Annotated in this window: 23 protein-coding genes and 2 pseudogenes; 14 read left to right on the forward strand and 11 right to left on the reverse strand. The window is 59.4% G+C overall.

Annotation, left to right across the window (positions count from 1 at the left end; all coding sequences use genetic code 11):
• Positions 1 to 18: 18 nt before the first annotated feature.
• On the reverse strand, positions 19 to 1,647 hold the full coding sequence (gene groL, locus EN853_RS14375; protein WP_127860425.1) for a chaperonin GroEL: 1,629 nt from the start codon (positions 1,645 to 1,647) through the stop codon (positions 19 to 21).
• A gap of 60 nt (positions 1,648 to 1,707) precedes the next feature.
• On the reverse strand, positions 1,708 to 2,022 hold the full coding sequence (locus EN853_RS14380) for a co-chaperone GroES (protein WP_127860426.1): 315 nt from the start codon (positions 2,020 to 2,022) through the stop codon (positions 1,708 to 1,710).
• A 327-nt stretch (positions 2,023 to 2,349) separates the two neighbouring features.
• Here EN853_RS14380 and EN853_RS14385 point away from each other — a divergent pair, with 327 nt between their 5' ends.
• Together EN853_RS14385 and EN853_RS14390 are read left to right on the forward strand one after the other, a co-directional pair.
• A complete protein-coding gene (locus EN853_RS14385) occupies positions 2,350 to 2,697 on the forward strand; it encodes a hypothetical protein (RefSeq protein WP_127860427.1) in 348 nt (115 codons plus the stop codon).
• Between the two features lie 22 nt (positions 2,698 to 2,719).
• Positions 2,720 to 2,989 carry an usg protein gene (locus EN853_RS14390; protein ID WP_127860428.1) on the forward strand — a complete coding sequence of 90 codons (270 nt, stop codon included), beginning with the start codon at positions 2,720 to 2,722 and terminating at the stop codon, positions 2,987 to 2,989.
• 472 nt (positions 2,990 to 3,461) lie between these two features.
• Here the strand turns inward: EN853_RS14390 and EN853_RS34565 are convergent.
• Positions 3,462 to 3,720: pseudogene (locus tag EN853_RS34565) on the reverse strand (hypothetical protein).
• 230 nt (positions 3,721 to 3,950) lie between these two features.
• Here EN853_RS34565 and EN853_RS14400 point away from each other — a divergent pair.
• The 4 genes from EN853_RS14400 (at position 3,951) to EN853_RS14415 (ending at position 5,831) form a co-directional block, all read left to right on the forward strand.
• Positions 3,951 to 4,418, forward strand: coding sequence for an Hsp20 family protein (locus tag EN853_RS14400; RefSeq protein WP_127860429.1), 468 nt, complete (start codon positions 3,951 to 3,953; stop codon positions 4,416 to 4,418).
• Between the two features lie 86 nt (positions 4,419 to 4,504).
• Entirely contained in the window at positions 4,505 to 5,017 is a 513-nt protein-coding gene (locus EN853_RS14405; RefSeq protein WP_127860430.1) for an Hsp20/alpha crystallin family protein, read from the forward strand.
• A gap of 63 nt (positions 5,018 to 5,080) precedes the next feature.
• Positions 5,081 to 5,479, forward strand: coding sequence for an NADH dehydrogenase ubiquinone Fe-S protein 4 (locus EN853_RS14410; protein ID WP_127860431.1), 399 nt, complete (start codon positions 5,081 to 5,083; stop codon positions 5,477 to 5,479).
• Between the two features lie 76 nt (positions 5,480 to 5,555).
• Positions 5,556 to 5,831 (forward strand): DUF982 domain-containing protein, encoded by a 276-nt coding sequence (locus EN853_RS14415; RefSeq protein WP_127860432.1) that lies wholly within the window; start codon positions 5,556 to 5,558, stop codon positions 5,829 to 5,831.
• A gap of 1,324 nt (positions 5,832 to 7,155) precedes the next feature.
• Here EN853_RS14415 and EN853_RS14420 read toward each other — a convergent pair.
• The 3 genes from EN853_RS14420 to EN853_RS14430 form a co-directional block, all read right to left on the reverse strand.
• The gene (locus EN853_RS14420; RefSeq protein ID WP_127395197.1) at positions 7,156 to 7,338 is read right to left on the reverse strand and encodes a hypothetical protein; all 183 of its coding nucleotides are present in this window, start codon (positions 7,336 to 7,338) and stop codon (positions 7,156 to 7,158) included.
• 108 nt (positions 7,339 to 7,446) lie between these two features.
• Positions 7,447 to 7,638, reverse strand: coding sequence for a hypothetical protein (locus EN853_RS14425; RefSeq protein WP_127860433.1), 192 nt, complete (start codon positions 7,636 to 7,638; stop codon positions 7,447 to 7,449).
• Between the two features lie 363 nt (positions 7,639 to 8,001).
• Positions 8,002 to 8,256, reverse strand: coding sequence for a hypothetical protein (locus EN853_RS14430; RefSeq protein ID WP_127860434.1), 255 nt, complete (start codon positions 8,254 to 8,256; stop codon positions 8,002 to 8,004).
• A gap of 190 nt (positions 8,257 to 8,446) precedes the next feature.
• On the opposite strand from EN853_RS14430, the gene EN853_RS14435 reads away from it, so the two are divergent.
• From EN853_RS14435 to EN853_RS14470, 8 genes are all read left to right on the forward strand, one after another.
• Positions 8,447 to 8,710, forward strand: a complete 264-nt coding sequence (locus EN853_RS14435; RefSeq protein WP_127860435.1) for a hypothetical protein — start codon at positions 8,447 to 8,449, stop codon at positions 8,708 to 8,710.
• On the forward strand, positions 8,707 to 9,066 hold the full coding sequence (locus tag EN853_RS14440) for a hypothetical protein (RefSeq protein WP_127860436.1): 360 nt from the start codon (positions 8,707 to 8,709) through the stop codon (positions 9,064 to 9,066). The genes EN853_RS14435 and EN853_RS14440 overlap by 4 nt, the downstream gene beginning before the upstream one ends.
• Before the next feature lie 93 nt (positions 9,067 to 9,159).
• A complete protein-coding gene (locus EN853_RS14445; protein ID WP_127860437.1) occupies positions 9,160 to 9,402 on the forward strand; it encodes a hypothetical protein in 243 nt (80 codons plus the stop codon).
• Complete coding sequence (locus EN853_RS14450) at positions 9,399 to 9,719, forward strand: hypothetical protein (RefSeq protein WP_127860438.1); 321 nt, start codon at positions 9,399 to 9,401, stop codon at positions 9,717 to 9,719. Before EN853_RS14445 ends, EN853_RS14450 begins: the two co-directional genes overlap by 4 nt.
• Positions 9,716 to 9,991 (forward strand): DUF1488 domain-containing protein, encoded by a 276-nt coding sequence (locus EN853_RS14455; RefSeq protein ID WP_127860439.1) that lies wholly within the window; start codon positions 9,716 to 9,718, stop codon positions 9,989 to 9,991. Before EN853_RS14450 ends, EN853_RS14455 begins: the two co-directional genes overlap by 4 nt.
• Before the next feature lie 74 nt (positions 9,992 to 10,065).
• Positions 10,066 to 10,305: a DUF982 domain-containing protein gene (locus tag EN853_RS14460; RefSeq protein WP_127860440.1), complete on the forward strand. Its 240-nt coding sequence runs from the start codon at positions 10,066 to 10,068 to the stop codon at positions 10,303 to 10,305.
• 111 nt (positions 10,306 to 10,416) lie between these two features.
• On the forward strand, positions 10,417 to 10,755 hold the full coding sequence (locus EN853_RS14465) for a hypothetical protein (RefSeq protein WP_127860441.1): 339 nt from the start codon (positions 10,417 to 10,419) through the stop codon (positions 10,753 to 10,755).
• Positions 10,756 to 10,768: 13 nt separating this feature from the next.
• Entirely contained in the window at positions 10,769 to 11,521 is a 753-nt protein-coding gene (locus EN853_RS14470) for an NYN domain-containing protein (RefSeq protein ID WP_127860590.1), read from the forward strand.
• 43 nt (positions 11,522 to 11,564) lie between these two features.
• On the opposite strand, the gene EN853_RS14475 is transcribed toward EN853_RS14470, so the two are convergent.
• From EN853_RS14475 to istA, 5 genes and pseudogenes are all read right to left on the reverse strand, one after another.
• Positions 11,565 to 11,822: a hypothetical protein gene (locus tag EN853_RS14475; protein ID WP_127860442.1), complete on the reverse strand. Its 258-nt coding sequence runs from the start codon at positions 11,820 to 11,822 to the stop codon at positions 11,565 to 11,567.
• Between the two features lie 99 nt (positions 11,823 to 11,921).
• Entirely contained in the window at positions 11,922 to 12,473 is a 552-nt protein-coding gene (locus tag EN853_RS35295; protein WP_348631576.1) for a DUF982 domain-containing protein, read from the reverse strand.
• Between the two features lie 31 nt (positions 12,474 to 12,504).
• Positions 12,505 to 12,672: a hypothetical protein gene (locus tag EN853_RS33950; RefSeq protein ID WP_167524477.1), complete on the reverse strand. Its 168-nt coding sequence runs from the start codon at positions 12,670 to 12,672 to the stop codon at positions 12,505 to 12,507.
• Positions 12,673 to 12,978: 306 nt separating this feature from the next.
• Entirely contained in the window at positions 12,979 to 13,734 is a 756-nt protein-coding gene (gene istB / locus EN853_RS14485) for an IS21-like element helper ATPase IstB (protein WP_127860443.1), read from the reverse strand.
• Positions 13,735 to 13,746: 12 nt separating this feature from the next.
• A pseudogene (gene istA / locus EN853_RS14490) lies at positions 13,747 to 15,281 on the reverse strand (IS21 family transposase).
• Positions 15,282 to 15,364: the final 83 nt, after the last annotated feature.

Raw genomic sequence — 15,364 nt, forward strand, 5'->3', positions numbered from 1 at the left:
CAGGAGTGTCGTTACCCATCAGAAGTCCATGCCGCCACCCGGCATCGCCGGAGCCGCGGGTTCCTTCTTCGGCTTCTCGGCAACCATCGCTTCCGTTGTCACCAGCAGGCCGGCAACCGATGCCGCGTCCTGGAGCGCGGTCCGCACCACCTTCACCGGATCGATGACGCCTTCCTTGTATAGGTCGCCGAAGGCATTAGTCTGTGCATTCCAGCCGTAACCGAATTCCGGTTTCTCGCGAAGCTTGCCGACGATGATCGAGCCTTCTGCACCGGCGTTCTCGGCGATCTGCCGCACCGGGGCCTCGATTGCGCGACGCACGATCTCGATACCGTGCTTCTGGTCCTCATTCTCGGCCTGCAACCTGTCCAGAGCCTTGGCGGCCCGCAGCAGGGCCACGCCGCCACCTGGCAAGACGCCTTCCTCGACCGCAGCGCGGGTCGCGTGCATGGCATCGTCGACGCGGTCCTTGCGTTCCTTGACCTCGACCTCGGTCGAGCCACCGACGCGGATCACCGCGACGCCGCCGGCGAGTTTGGCCAGCCGCTCCTGCAACTTCTCGCGATCGTAGTCGGACGCGGTTTCCTCGATCTGCGCTTTGATCTGCGTGACCCGCCCCTGGATCTCGCTCTTCGAGCCGGCGCCGTCGACGATGGTAGTGTTCTCCTTTTCGATCACCACCTTCTTGGCGCGACCGAGCATCTGCAGCGTCACGTTCTCCAACTTGATGCCGAGATCTTCCGAGATCGCGGTGCCGCCAGTGAGGATGGCAATATCCTCCAGCATCGCCTTGCGGCGGTCGCCGAAGCCCGGCGCCTTGACGGCCGCAACCTTCAAGCCGCCGCGCAGCTTGTTGACCACAAGCGTCGCCAGCGCCTCGCCCTCGACATCTTCCGCGATGATCAGCAGGGGTTTGCTGGACTGCACTACGGCTTCCAGCACCGGGAGCAGAGCCTGCAGATTTGAGAGCTTCTTCTCGTGGATCAGAACATAAGGCTCTTCCAGCTCGACGCGCATCTTGTCCTGGTTGGTGATGAAATACGGGCTGAGATAGCCGCGGTCGAACTGCATGCCTTCGACGACTTCCAACTCGGTTTCGGCGGTCTTTGCTTCCTCGACCGTGATGACGCCTTCGTTGCCAACCTTCTGCATCGCTTCGGCCAGGAATCGGCCGATTTCGGCATCGCCATTGGCCGAAATCGTGCCGACCTGGGCAATCTCGTCATTCCTGGTCACCTTGCGGGCGTTGGTCTTCAACTCCTGGACGACAGCCTCGACGGCTTTGTCGATGCCGCGTTTCAGATCCATCGGATTCATGCCCGAGGCAACGGCCTTGGCCCCTTCCTTGACGATGGCCTGGGCGAGAACGGTCGCAGTCGTGGTGCCGTCGCCGGCGATGTCGCTGGTTTTCGAGGCAACCTCGCGCACCATCAGCGCGCCCATGTTCTCGAACTTGTCCTCGAGTTCGATCTCCTTGGCGACGGTGACGCCGTCCTTGGTGATGCGCGGGGCGCCGAACGACTTGTCGATGACGACGTTGCGGCCTTTGGGGCCGAGCGTGACCTTCACCGCATCGGCGAGGATGTTGACGCCGCGCAGCATCTTATCGCGGGCGTCGGAATGGAATTTCACTTCCTTGGCAGCCATTGGATCACTCCTTCAATAGGCAGTTTCTTTGACCGGATTGCGGTTGGACCACAGCCTCGGTCAGGCGGCCTTCTTGACCGCCGCGGTCTCCTCGATCACGCCCATCACGTCGCTTTCCTTCATGATGACCAGGTCCTCGCCGTTGAGCTTGATCTCAGTGCCGGACCACTTGCCAAACAGGATGCGGTCGCCGATCTTGACGTCGAGCGGGGTGAGCCTGCCGCTCTCGTCGCGGGCGCCCGGGCCAACGGCAATCACCTCGCCCTGCTGCGGCTTCTCCCTGGCAGTGTCGGGAATGATGATGCCGCCGGCCGTCTTCTCCTCGGCTTCGATGCGGCGGACCAGGATACGGTCATGCAATGGACGGAACGTCATATCGTTCTCCTTCAGGACAAACAGATTTTTGAGGTTCCTCCACACCGGACCGGCAATGTCGGGCCGGTGCGGGGCGCCGCGACCCTTGTTCAGGCATCGCGCGCATATCGAGCTAGTTTTGGAATTTTCGAGTTTCAAGGGGTCGCTGGAAAAATTTTGGCACTCTGCATTCAAGAGTGCTAGGGACATGAATTCATGAAGCTATTTTCGCTGGGGCGCGCGATTTGCAGGTCTTGAAATTCGATCCGAACTCCACGAAATTTTTTGCGATTGGAGTCCCAAGTAGACAACCATGCCAAGGAGATTGTCAGGAAACGGAGACCATCGATGGAACGAACCTTGTCGAAAAACATCCCCTCGATCGCCCCTGAAACCTCTGATCCTTCGCTTGACCGCCTGCTGTTCCCGGCGCGGCACTTTAATCACCCCGATGAGGTGGTGGGCCACCGTACGCTCGACATTCAGGAAAAGCGCGCCATTCTTGCCTCATGGGCGTCGGATGCCTGTGCTGTCGAATCCATGCCTGCGCTGCGTAAGCCACCGGGTGCCGCGAGCTCCGTGACGTTTGACGCGGTCATGGATGCACTTCGCTGCCTGGACGATAGTCGCGGCGAGGTAGGCTGTGACTTCAAGGAACAGCAGGCCCGGGATCGCCCGCAAAGACTTGATGCCTGAACGCGCGCGATAGGAGAGAAGCATGGTCAGCAGGGAATTCCAGCTGCAGATGGAGGGCTACGGTCTCACAACCGCGGAGATCCACTACCACCTTCCCGATCATCCAAGCCTTTTGCAGCTCTACGTCTGGCAGGAATACGATCTTGCACCGGAATTCCCGACCCTTAAGGGGTTTCTGGATTACTGGGAGCGCGAACTCGAAGGCGCGCTCCATTCCGTGCGCGTCGCCCATCACCGCTTGATCCGGCCTTCCGACTGGAAGGCGGCGGACGGCATCTTCACCATTCAATAGCCGGGCCCAGGCCGGGTCCGCCAGGTCACCGCCATCAGGCTAGTGGCCAAGACGGTTGCAGCAAAGCCCTCTTTGTTGATGCTGATGGCGTTGTGCAGCAGCCAAAACGCCAAAAAACGATGCGCCCGGATCGGTCAGTTCCACTGGATTTGGGGAACAGACGAACGAGCATTGCAGGGGTCGCGGCGCCATTCTGGATTTCGCGCGACGGGTTCTCCCAGAAACGAGGCGTCCAATTTCCTGGAAACTGTGATCGCGCCAATTGGACGGCTAAATTCACTGCGGCGGTAATCTACTGCCGCAGCATCAGAGCGGCGCGTCACCGGGGCAACGGGCGCGGGAAAGCCCAGCCCCTTATCATTGCCTGTTCATACATTTCGGATGACTTCTTCGGCACAGACAATTTACCAAGCGGATCGCACTAATGAGTGCGCCTGCCTGAATGGCAAGTCATAGACGGCATCTTCACCATTCAATAGCCGGCGCCCGAGTCCCCTTGGGCCGGATCCACCAGGTCGGCTTCGTCGTCGGGCTCGATCAGGTCGATTAGCGTTGCCACCCGTGTTCCCCGGCAGCGGTCGTCCCTGGCTCATCAACGGCTCATCACCAAAGGCCCAGGCCCATGCCTCTCTCAACTCCTCAAGCGTGGCACCGGACGCGATGATTTCCGCAATCGTCGCGTTGTCCACGAGTCCGAGGACCGAGACAACGTCTTGGCGTGTCATGGTCATCCTTTTTCCTCCGTTCGAAATACCAGCGAAGCAGATGGGTATTCGATGGAGCGCTTGCCACCGGCCATTCGAAGGCGGTCGAGAAACTGCCTTGGTGGTTCCTCTTGACGCTGCGGAAGTCAATTCCCAACTCATTCTCGTCGGTCGCCGCATAAGGGGCTGATGTGTCAGGGAGCGCCATGCTTCTTGGCGTTCCCTCGTATCTATGTTGCTCCAAGGAGGATGTAGTTATGAGAACGAACCTGGACTTTTCCCCCTTCTATCGGTCGAGCATCGGCTTTGACCGCATCTTCAACCTGCTCGAAAACGCCAGCCCGCCGCAGAACGCGGACAACTGGCCGCCCTACGATATCGCCAAGCTCGGCGAAGATTCCTACCGCATTGTCCTCGCGGTCGCCGGTTTCGGTGAAGACGAGCTTACGATCACGCATGAGCCAAATATGCTCGTGATCGAGGGCGCCAAGACAGAGAACGACGAGGTTCAGTACCTCCATCATGGCCTGGCGTTGAGGTCGTTCGCGCGCCGCTTCGAACTAGCCGATCATGTGACCATTGTCGGGGCAAAGCTCGAAAACGGTCTGCTGATCATCGACCTCAAGAAAGAAATTCCCGAGGAGATGAAGCCGCGCCGCATCGCGATCAATGTCGAGACCGACAAGAAGGCGGCGTCCAAGCGCATTGAAAGCGCGGCGGCCTGATCTTTGGCGGTCGGCCTGCAGCAGACGCCCCGTCCTGTCGTGGGTGGGGTCTGGGTGCGACCATAAAACGGAAAGGAGAAGGACAAATGAGCGTACGTGACTTGATTCCCTGGAGCCGCGGCGGCAGCCAGCAGGCACCGAGCATTTATCGCGGTGACGACATGGATCCGTTCCTGTCGTTGCACCGCAATGTCAACCGGCTATTCGACGAGGTGTTCCGCGGTTTTGATACGCCTTCGGTCCTGGGCCGCATGGCACCTCTCAACGGCACTTGGCCAAGCGTGGAGTTCTCGGAAACCGACAAGGAAATCCGGGTGACAGCCGAAATCCCGGGCCTCGATGAAAACGACGTCGAGGTCATGCTGGATGATGGTGTTCTGACGCTTCGCGGCGAGAAGAAAGCAGAGACCGAGGACAAGGACCGCCAGTTCAGCGAACGCTATTATGGGCGTTTTGAGCGGCGCTTTAGTCTCGGTCGTGAGGTTGAAGACGACAAGGTGGCGGCGACGTTCAAGAACGGTGTGCTCACTGTGACACTGCCGAAGACCAAAAAGGCGCAGGCAAACGCCAAGCGCATTGCAATCAACGGCAACAAATGACGGTCGCGAAGCAAGACCGGGGCTCGATGAGCCCCGGTCCTCGCAGATGGCGAGGAACGTCAAATGACGGAGATACTCACAGGAACCACACAATCGAGCCGCATCGCCTTAAGGTCCTGGCAGGGCGAGGAAATCCAACTGTTCGATGGCGGTCTCAACACCCCGGCTCCAGCGGCCCACAAATCGGCACGGATATTTCGGCCTAGCCGCCCAGTCACCACATCGGCGCGGGTTACGTGCCGGCCCTGGCGCCTTGAGTTCGAACGCCGAACTCCGACCGTCATCGATCATCTGATGGGCTATTGCGGCGGGGGCGACACACTTACCCACGTGCAACTGGATTTTCCCACCCGCGAAGGAGCAGTGGCCTTCGCTGAGAAACAGCAACTGGACTATGTCGTGCAGGCCGATCCACCCGTGCGGCCTCGACCCAACGTTCGAAAGCTTTCCGTGAACGGCTAGCTAGCCGTCCGACAGACCCAAACAAAAGAGCCGCCTCATGGGAGCTGAATCAACCTGCAATCACAGGGAGGTAACAATGACGGTTCTGGCTTTCCTTGCCCCCGTCCAGGTTAAGACCAACGACGTGATCCACGACATCAACTCGGTACGGGAGGCGCTCGTGTTCTTGAATCAATGGCCTAAGGCCCGTCGGGGACCGGTAGACAGTTGCGCGGTGAGAAGCTGCAACGCCGCGATCGCCGGCCAGATGACAACCGAACAGGCGCGGCAGGCATTTGTGCTGGCCAAGTCCGATTTTTCGCCACTGGCCGGGGCTGATCAAAAGCTGCCTGTTTCTGGGCGCGGTCCCTGACTTCAGTTCAGGGCTTCTCCTGGGCGCGCGTAGGCCAGTGAAATTCGACTGGACGAGGTCGGTCGCGGAAGCCATGCGGAACGGTGCGGGAGTTATTTGATCTTGATGCAAGAAAAACTCAACAAAATCAACGGTCTTGATACGTCCTCAGCGACTAACATAATCGTTATTCTCCAATGGGTTGCGAAGCTGTTCGCCAAAGTTGATTCAAGAATCTGATCCAGCCACTCGACGATCGCATCTAGCTTCTCTGAATGGCAGATGTCGGTCATTGAAGCCGGCGTCGCTGCGGTCTGGAAGCGGATATCCCGAACGCCAAGCCGTGCGTCACAGTATCATATGGTAGCCGCGGTTTTCGACCGCTTAGTCCGCCTTGCCCTTCGATCAATTCAAATGCTGCTGCATTATGGCCTGTAGCCATTGAAAAAGGTTCATGTCTACTGGACGGCGATCATATTCCTCTATCGCGGTCTGAAGCGTCACCCCAACCAACATTTGCCCTAATTTGGCTGATCCGCCTCGATATTGGCGGGCTATTATACGCAGTGCTCCGAGGAGTTGCTCGTCACCGCATCGGGTCGGGAGAAGGTCATTGTCCTCGGAAGGCACTCGCCGACTCCGATCTTTTGCAGACGGGAGCCCGCTACAGTCTCTCAGCCGCCGACGTCCCTTAGATCGCTGCTGACGATTGGTAGAGCGTAGGCTTCTGGACCCAACGCTGCAAGGAAAGAATGGGGGGTGCCAATCGCGAACCGTAGCTGCCGGTAGCGACGATCAATTCGATCCCAATAGGCGCGCCCCTACGGGACAGATGTTCCTCCAGACCGGCGGCCCCGCCGCCATGCCTTTCGCCAATATCCATGGCTTGGCTAGCAGCAGTCTCCTTGCCCAATCTGCACGTCGCCGTATAACTCGGCTATCGCCGACAACTTACCAAGGACGTTGGCGGCTGAGAGACTGTAGCGGGCTCCCGTCATGCAAAGATCGGAGCGCCATCATGCCCCAAGACAAGACCGTGCCATTGCAGAAAGCTACCCGCATCCGCCCGCAAGCGATGGGCAGGTGCCCACTCACACGAGAGCATGCATAGAGCACGGTGAGCGGATGCTGGTCGAGACCGAATTGCTGGTTGATCCCCGCAGGTAGCGCCAGCAGTCCGAGCCTGGGGATGCGCCGATCAAATTTCAAGCTGAAGCACTGCTTGGCCGGCAGCCATCGTCTGAATGGACAAACGGTCGGATCCTATGTGGCCGTCGCCTTTTCACTCCCCAGCTAGAAGCGTGGCAACGACGTCCTCGAGACGCTTAGCAACGGACGGTTGGGTTCAAATCAGGCGGTTGCGTTCCGCGAGTTCGCGTGCCCGCCTTAGAGTGCCGTCGGTGTCAGCGATCCTGCGCCTGGCTGCTTCGTCGGTTCTGATCGTGAGCCGAGCTGAGATAATCTTGGATGACTTCGCGACCGCCACGATCACGACGGGCGGGGCATCAGGTGTTTTCATGGTTCTCATGGGTCTTATCCCTTCAAGTGAAATGACTGCAGGAGGCAGTCGACATTCGGCGATTGCTCCACATGATCGGGCCAGGAGCGCTGACCCGCAAAATCGGCCTTGCCGCAATCAGGTTTCCCGGCCGGTCTCTTCCCGCCGCTTGGCGTCCTGAGTGTTCAGTTCACCAACGATCTTTTCCGCCCGGCGCGTCTTGATGCCGATCATCATCTTTTTCTCAAACTCGGCAGGTTGGCCGGTGAAGACGTCGAAAACGGTCCAGCTGTTCGGCTCGTCCATCCGAAGCGCGTAGCGGTTTGCCATGTTCGCATCCTTCTCGTTTTCGCGTCTCGACGAATGTCGACCGCCTCAGGCTTTTATGATGACAAAAACCGAGGCCAGCACAGCGGCAATCCAGAACGCGACACACACCTTCAAGGCGAGTGGACCATATGAAGGGAGCGCCGACCTCACGCGCGTCCCCATTATCGCGTTCGCGCTAATGAGCCCCGTCGCGACAGCGAGCGGCGTCTTGGTGCCAAGCTTGCCGAAAGCGCGATGCGGTTCGCGCTTGGACGAGACTCCGGATGTGCCCAAAATGCCAGGCTTCACGGTTGGCGCGACCGTCGGGCGACCAAGCTTCGACGGCAGCTTCTTTCGTGTAGCTGAACGGGTGCGCATATCCTTCTATAGACTGCTTGCCTCGCGATAGATAGGAGAACCGAAATTATTCGCCAGGTCGGCAAAATTGTCTGCCTCAATAATTGCGAGGCGTGTAAAATATCGCGTTGGATGAGGAGAATTTTTGCTGATTTTTTTTTTGACCTCGGTGTTCGAATTTTTATTTAACCAATAAAAAACGCCATCGCCGTCTTGTTCGCAGCGCAATTGGGGCGCATATATAAAATTCGTTGATTTGGTCGAGGTGGCTTTCGTGATCATGAAGCCTCGCCATCCGCCTCCGAATTTTCGACAGTGAATGCATTGCGCCGCTCCCGGCGCGGCATCTCGCTTCGTTCGAACCCTGAAATGATGCCGGCGCTGACCACGGATGTGCTGGCGGTATCCGAACACTGTTTTGCCGGTTCGCTAAGCGAAGGCGCATGCGCGCATTTCCGCAGAAAGCCGCAAAGTGACCGCTCGCACCACGCCGACCGTCGTTCGCTTCAATGTGGCGTTTATGCTGCCGGGCTTCGATGCGCCGCAGCCAGCCGGAGAGTATCGCGTCGATCTCGACGAGGAATCTCTCGAAGGGGCTTCCCGCACCGCATGGCGCCGCGTGGCAACTTTCATTTACCTGCCTGCGATCTCCGCGAGGGGATCCACGCAGCAAATGGTGCCGATCGAAGCGGTCTCGCTCGAGGCCGCGCTCGACAAGGACGGGAGGCAATCATGACAACCCTCATGCAACGCAATGCACGACCAATCCAGCACGGAGCCCCGACACGGCTTTTTGACATCGGACAGGCGGTCCGGCTTAAAGGCGGTCCCGGCGTTGGTCCGAAGACCGGTGAAATCTACCATGTCAACCGTACCCTGCCGCCGAGGGGAAACTCGCCGCAAAACCGCATCCGCAGCGACGCCGAACCACACGAGCGGATGGTGACGGAGGACAGGCTGGAACCGGTCGACGAGGTGTCGGACGGCGGCATAATGCTCATCGAAAGGACGTTCGGACATGGTCAAGGGACAGAAGCACCCGAACCGAGAGATCAGGAAGCCGAAGCAGGAAAAGATTCCGGTCAAGTCTGAGAGTGCGTTCGGCCAAATCAAAGGTACCGGCGGCCCCCACGCTCAAAGCAAGAGCAAGGGCTGACGGCAGATGTTTGCGCGAGACGGACTCCTATGAAGGTCATGATCGAATTCTATCGCACGCGCGTTGCCGACGACGCGCACGCCGTCCTCGGCCGTGAGACCGTGGACGCCGCCGACCTCGACGCGGCGATCGAGATTGCGCGGCTTCTGGCAAGAACGCTGAACATGCCGCAGTGGCCGGATGCCGTCGCCATCGCCGACGCCGACGGCGCGACGATCTATTCCAGCATCATCGCCGCGCAGGCGGACATAGACAAAGGGCCGACATCATGAACGCCAGCGACCATCGCACCGATGCCGCTCGCGACGCCTGGCCTTATCCCCGCGAGGAAAATGCAGGCGGCGCGCAGGCATGCTGCTTTGGGGACCACCAATATGGCCGTCGCGTCGAAGCCGATCGTTCCTGGACCGTCTATCACGTCTTCACGGGCATTCCAGCCCATGTGAACGGCGCCTCCATGATCGGGCTCAGCCGTTCGGAGGCGACGAAAAGCATGCTGTGCCTCAACTTTTGCAGCAGTGAGCGCCGCAAGGAGAGGATCGCCGCGCGGTTCTTCGTTGCGCCCGAGAAACCGGCAGACCAGTCATGACGCTCGCATTCCCGAACCCCAGCCGAAACTTTGATCAGGAGCGCAACGGCGTCTACTTCATCGGTCATGACGGCATGTTTCAAATCCGTTTCTTCATCGAGGCCGCGGCTCTGGCCAAAGACGGCATTGTCCTGGGTGGGAAGGCTAGCGTAGAGACGGCCTATCTTTCGGCATTCGATGGCTTGCGTACCTCCATCCAGCAGGTGGCAGGCAAGGTCTATGCCCGCCACCGCCGCGACTCCTACACTTTGACCGCCGCCGATTTCAGGTAGCAGCGCTCGAGGCAGGTGAAACAATACGCCCCTGCCATGCTCGTCTTTCCATGCAACCGGGCGTAGGGTGCGCGATGGCTGGCAAAAAATTCCGGGTTCCCGTGGTTGTCTATATCGCCGGTCCGATCGGTTTCACTCTGATTGAGTCCGTTGCACAGGCCTCGGATTTCCTGTTTGACCATTGGCCAGGAAACGACAGCTTCGCTTGGACCGACGCAATGAAGCGCTGCGCCGAAGATGGTGCTGCCGATGACGCGAGTGCCGCATTCCTCGCCGCGCTTGCGGGGGCGGGATCAGCTACAACCGCATGGTAGAAATCTACTGAACTGGCGACAGCGGGTGCGCGGTTTGAATCCGCGCGCTGGCCGGGTAGCGATCCTCCAGCCAGCATTCGGCCTGCGGAGCTACCAGATAGGAGAGTTCGAATGGCGATGAAGCCGAACTATCGATACGAGCGCAGTCAACGAGACAAGGCCAAAGCGGCCAAGAAAGAAGCCAAGCTTGCCGGGAAAGCTGCGAAGGAGAAACCTTTATCCATAGAGCGGAAAGAACAGCGAGAGCCCGCTGCTGACGAAAGCTTAGGCATGGCGATGACGCAGCGCGAGACCGACAGCTTCGAAATCGACGTAGAATGCCCCCGGTGCCATCATCAGGCAAAGATCCTCGTCGGCTGGATTCGAACCCACACCGAGATGGAATGCCCGAGCTGCGGCGATATCATTGACATTGAGAGCAAGAACTTCAGGTGGCGCGAACAGCGCTAAAGGAAAGACTATGATGCCGTCCGAACCGCGCTCGCCACGACTTGCCGTTCTGATCGATGCCGACAATGCCTCGGCCAAGATCGCCGATGGGCTGTTCGAGGAGATCGCCAAGATTGGCGAGGCCAGCGTGCGTCGCATCTACGGCGATTTTTCGAGTTCGCGCTCGAAAGCGTGGGCCGAGGTTCTTTCGAAGCACGCAATCATACCCCAGCAGCAGTTCGCCTACACGACAGGCAAGAACGCCTCCGACATCACGCTTGTCATCGACGCGATGGATCTGCTCCATAGTGGTCGGTTCGACGGTTTCTGCCTGGTTTCCTCCGACAGCGATTTTACCCGACTGGCCGCCCGTATCCGCGAGCAGGGCATCGACGTGTTCGGCTTTGGCGAGCAGAAGACACCCGAGAGTTTCCGCCAGGCATGCCGGCGATTTGTCTATGCCGAGAACCTGCTGCCGTCCGCGCCCGCGAACGAGCCCGAGGCCCCATCGAGCATGAAGCCATTGCAGCCGCCCTCAGCGTCCGTGCCGATCATCCGGAAGATCATCGCGCAGATGGAAAGCGAGGATGGCTGGGTTCCGCTCGGTGCGGTCGGCACGCAGCTTGCTAATCTGGCTTCCGACTTCGATCCGCGCACCTTCGGCTTTCGCAAGCTGAGCGATCTCGTCCGCAAGACGAACGCGTTCGAAATCGACCGCCCGGAGGGCGGAACGTTGCGTATCAGAATCAAGCCGGAGGCGGCGCGAAGGGGTGGGCGGAAGACGTGATCGGTACGGCGCAGGTATGCCGACGCCCTAGTAGGTTGGCTATCTATCGATCGCCTAGCCTATCCATGCCCTCCCGGTCCTGTTCGCTGCGCAGTTGGTCGAGCAGATCGATCAAGGCTTTGCCTTCAGGTGAGCCAGGTCTGCAGGCCATGAACGTCTCGATGTCAACCACCGAAGGTTGACCGCCCGAGGCCCGGTTTGGCTCATGCCTTACGAAAATCTCGTCGCGTTCGCCGACCTTGACGACCAGCCAGCGGTCGCCGTTCGAACTTGTGTAGAATGCCCGTGACGAGTGTGACATGGGGACGTCCTTTGACCTGTCTGCCAACGACCTGACGAAGACGGTCGTTCTTTTCATGTCCTTTGGCCCGGTAACCTTATTGCTCGGCAAACCGGTCCGTTACTGCCCGACCAGAATACCAGCCTCGCGCGCCGCCAAGGCGAACGCCCGCCGAACGCTCGATATGGGCTTTTTGTTCGCGCTGGCGTCGTGGCAAGCCTGGAGCGCGGCGCGATGCGACGGCCCACGCTTGCCCGGCCACTTCCGAAGCAGAAATGACGAGCATTCATAGACGTCGGTGATGACTGTCTCGAGGTCTTGGGTGCCAGCCCGAACGCTCACGGGCTGAGTGAATTTGGGATTTTGCATTGTTGTCCATAAGGCATTGCCACATGGATAGCGAGGCAATTGTAGATTTCGATCGAGCTCGTCACCGACGTTCCGCTTCGCGCAGGGCACCGCAATGGAAGCCCGAGCTAAAAATGTGGCAAGAGAAGCCAAGAACTCGCGCACCGCGCGGGGCCTCGTCCTGCTTTCAGACTTGAGTTGATACTCAGCCATTCGCTGGGCCCGACTTTTCAGGCCGTGGCGCATCGCTCGCGATGAGGCGAACGTCCAACTGCCCGAGGTTAGCCACTTGTGATCTGTCGGCCTAAGCGAGTTGTCTCTCATCCGCCGGCTGGAGTGTGCGGCCAGCGCACGTCTACAGTTTTGCAGTCAGAAAGCGGGCTTCGCGAATGAGCGATGCCCAGTCGCGCCCCAAAAGAGTGATGAGATCGAGGGCTTGTGCTTCCGTTATGCCGGATTCTCTGACCAGACGGCCAACGAGGCCGTCGGTCGCAGCCTGTGGCCTCCCCTGGTCATCAACCATCTGTGGAATGTTCCCTTCAAACGCCCCAACGGACGCAACAGAAAATGGTTCCGTTGGCTCTACCCGGCTGTGCTCGCATGCCGCGCCGGCCGACCCGCCACGTAAAGCTGCCGCTCGGTGATCAGGGGACGCGGAGTCTCTTTGCAGCCAGATACATTGCGTATTCCGACGAAGCCGGCCATCGATTCCGATTTGAAGCCGGCCAGTCATTCCGATTTCATTCCGGCCGGTGTTCCGATTTGAAGCCGGCCATTTTTCGGACTGATCCTGGGTCTCGTTGATGTTTGGGTTGGGTTTCGTTTCAGGTCAAGCTTGCGCTGTTTCAGAGGCTCTTGGCGAGCGCTGTTTTCGCATGCTTTCACCGGTGAGATCGATGCGATAGGCGTTGTGAACGAGGCGGTCCAGGATGGCATCGGCCAGAGTTGGGTTTGCAATGATCTCGTACCAGCGATCCAGGGGCAACTGACTGGTGACGATTGTCGATCGGCGTTCGTAGCGGTCTTCAATGATCTCAAGCACATCACGCCGCTGGTCATCATTGAGTTTTTCCGGTCCCCAGTCATCGAGAACGAGCAGGTCGGTTTTGGCGAGTTGCTTGAGGATCCGGCCATAACGTCCGTCGCCTCTCGCGAGGGCAAGTGTTGCAAACAGCCGGGGAACGCGGTGATAGGCGACGGAGAAATCCTCTCGGCAAGCTTTGTGGCCAAGCGCACAGGCCAGCCAGCTCTTGCCGACGCCCGCCGGCCCGGTGATGAGAAGACTGTGATGCTTTCTGATCCAGTCGCAGCCGGCGAGCGTCATGAACAGATTGCGATCAAGACCGCGTGCGGCACGAAAGTCGGCATTCTCGATCTGTGCGTCATGGCGAAGTTTGGCAGCCCTGGCGCGGGCTTCGAAACGCTTCTGGCGGCGCATGGTGGCCTCGCGCTCGAGCAGCACGGCAAGCCATTCTCCATGCTCGAGGCCGCGTGCTTCGGATTGTGCGTCGAGCTCCTGGAAGGCGCTGGCCATGCCATGAAGGCCGAGTTCGCGCAGCATGTCGATGGTTGGATGGATGAGCATTGGTGTGTCTCCTCAATGGAAGTAATCAGGGCCACGCAGATTGGCGTGATCGACGATGGCGGTCGGTTCGGTGGAATGCCTTGCGGCCTTGTGATTGGCGATAAGCGAGGCGATGCTCTTGCAGTTCAGCCCACCGATCTCGACAGCACGGGCTGACACGACCTCGGCGCGATCGCGTGGGATATCGCGAAACAGGCGAAGGACACCCAGGCATGTCCGAAAGCCTTGTTCAGGATGTGGGCGGCTGGCGAGGATTGCGACAACCAAGCCTTCCGTCTCGGGCCCGACGGATGCGGCCCAGCGACGGAAACGATCCGGCGTCCACTCGGCATATCGCCGGTGGGAGCTGGGCATATGATCTGGATCCGTCCCATGACGAGGGCCGCCATAGCGGCGCTGATGGACGGCAATGCGCTTGCCGCGGTGAAAGATCTCGATGGTGCGTGCCGTTGCTCTCAGATCGACTTGCTGGCGAATGAGGCTGTGCGGTACGGAATAAAAGAAGGTCTTGAACTCGACGTGGTAATCCGTCGAGACGCGGGCCAAACGCCACTCGGCGAATTCGTAGTCTTTGCTCGGAAGGCTTGCGAGCGCGGCACGCTCGACGCTCTCAAACAATTGCCGGCGACTGACGCCCAGCCGACGCATGACGTGATCATTGATGCGATCGAGTGCCTGGCGAATGGCGGCATTGGCCTCGGCCAGCGAGAAGAAGGTTTGGTTGCGCAGCCGCCCCAGAATGCATGACTGGGCGAAACGCACGCCGTTCTCGACTTTCGATTTGTCCTTCGGTCGTCGCGGCCGTGCCGGAAGGACGCCGACGCCATAATGGGATGCCATCATGCCGTAGCTGCGATTGATCTCGGGATCGTAGAAGCTGGCGCGGCTGACACCCGACTTCAGATTGTCGGGGACGATCAGTCGGGGAACGCCATCAAAGAAACGAAACATCCTGACGTGTGAACCAATCCAATCAGGCAGTGTCTGGGTCCATGTTGCTTCGGCATAGGTGAAGCTGGAGGCACCCAGCACTGCCACGAAGATCTCCGCCTCACGGAGCTCGCCGGTGTCGCGATCAACGATCGGGATCTTCTTGCCGGAATAGTCCACGAAGACCTTGTCGCCGGCGGCGTGTTCTTGGCGCATCGTCGGCGAAAGCCGCTGTTCGAAGCTGCGAAAGAGCTCGCAGAACCGGCTATAGCCATATCCGTCGGGATGACTTCCTCGATACTCCTCCCACAAGATGAGGAGCGTGACGCCCGGCTTCTTGAGCTCGACGGCAAGATCGGCCCAGTTCGGCTCTGCGCGCCGCCGCGTGCCTTGTTTGACGCATTGCGAGCGAAGAGTTTGTTCTCAAGTGCGTCATCGGTCAGCTCGCCTGGCAGGGGCCAGCTCAACCCGATTGCCGCTGCGCGCCGCAGATTATCCTGCACCGTACTGCGTGCTATTCCCAGCACGACCGCAATCTCGCGGGAGCTGGTCCCGCTTCCGGCAAGCCGAAGCATTTGTCTCAACTGTCTCATGGTCAGCCTTCTCTTTGCCGGCATCAAAATGTCCTCGTTCATCGCGAGGTAATTGATGCCAAAGTTGCTGACCCAGGAGGTAATCTTCAGTGCCGAAAACCGGCCGG

Origin of the sequence: Mesorhizobium sp. M1C.F.Ca.ET.210.01.1.1, assembly GCF_004791585.1 — a bacterium.
In the GTDB taxonomy this organism is placed as follows: domain Bacteria; phylum Pseudomonadota; class Alphaproteobacteria; order Rhizobiales; family Rhizobiaceae; genus Mesorhizobium.

Coding starts and splice junctions, on each gene's coding strand:
- EN853_RS14390 (WP_127860428.1), top strand. CDS start 2,720: ATGGTCAGCAGGGAATTCCAGCTGCAGATGGAGGGCTACGGTCTCACA.
- EN853_RS14455 (WP_127860439.1), top strand. CDS start 9,716: ATGACGCTCGCATTCCCGAACCCCAGCCGAAACTTTGATCAGGAGCGC.
- EN853_RS14380 (WP_127860426.1), bottom strand. CDS start 2,022: ATGACGTTCCGTCCATTGCATGACCGTATCCTGGTCCGCCGCATCGAA.
- EN853_RS14415 (WP_127860432.1), top strand. CDS start 5,556: ATGACGGTTCTGGCTTTCCTTGCCCCCGTCCAGGTTAAGACCAACGAC.
- EN853_RS14420 (WP_127395197.1), bottom strand. CDS start 7,338: ATGAGAACCATGAAAACACCTGATGCCCCGCCCGTCGTGATCGTGGCG.
- EN853_RS14470 (WP_127860590.1), top strand. CDS start 10,769: ATGCCGTCCGAACCGCGCTCGCCACGACTTGCCGTTCTGATCGATGCC.
- EN853_RS14460 (WP_127860440.1), top strand. CDS start 10,066: ATGGCTGGCAAAAAATTCCGGGTTCCCGTGGTTGTCTATATCGCCGGT.
- EN853_RS14425 (WP_127860433.1), bottom strand. CDS start 7,638: ATGGCAAACCGCTACGCGCTTCGGATGGACGAGCCGAACAGCTGGACC.
- EN853_RS35295 (WP_348631576.1), bottom strand. CDS start 12,473: ATGAGAGACAACTCGCTTAGGCCGACAGATCACAAGTGGCTAACCTCG.
- EN853_RS14405 (WP_127860430.1), top strand. CDS start 4,505: ATGAGCGTACGTGACTTGATTCCCTGGAGCCGCGGCGGCAGCCAGCAG.
- EN853_RS14410 (WP_127860431.1), top strand. CDS start 5,081: ATGACGGAGATACTCACAGGAACCACACAATCGAGCCGCATCGCCTTA.
- istB (WP_127860443.1), bottom strand. CDS start 13,734: ATGCTCATCCATCCAACCATCGACATGCTGCGCGAACTCGGCCTTCAT.
- EN853_RS14430 (WP_127860434.1), bottom strand. CDS start 8,256: ATGATCACGAAAGCCACCTCGACCAAATCAACGAATTTTATATATGCG.
- EN853_RS33950 (WP_167524477.1), bottom strand. CDS start 12,672: ATGGTTGATGACCAGGGGAGGCCACAGGCTGCGACCGACGGCCTCGTT.
- EN853_RS14440 (WP_127860436.1), top strand. CDS start 8,707: ATGACAACCCTCATGCAACGCAATGCACGACCAATCCAGCACGGAGCC.
- EN853_RS14450 (WP_127860438.1), top strand. CDS start 9,399: ATGAACGCCAGCGACCATCGCACCGATGCCGCTCGCGACGCCTGGCCT.
- EN853_RS14465 (WP_127860441.1), top strand. CDS start 10,417: ATGGCGATGAAGCCGAACTATCGATACGAGCGCAGTCAACGAGACAAG.
- groL (WP_127860425.1), bottom strand. CDS start 1,647: ATGGCTGCCAAGGAAGTGAAATTCCATTCCGACGCCCGCGATAAGATG.
- EN853_RS14385 (WP_127860427.1), top strand. CDS start 2,350: ATGGAACGAACCTTGTCGAAAAACATCCCCTCGATCGCCCCTGAAACC.
- EN853_RS14400 (WP_127860429.1), top strand. CDS start 3,951: ATGAGAACGAACCTGGACTTTTCCCCCTTCTATCGGTCGAGCATCGGC.
- EN853_RS14475 (WP_127860442.1), bottom strand. CDS start 11,822: ATGTCACACTCGTCACGGGCATTCTACACAAGTTCGAACGGCGACCGC.
- EN853_RS14445 (WP_127860437.1), top strand. CDS start 9,160: ATGAAGGTCATGATCGAATTCTATCGCACGCGCGTTGCCGACGACGCG.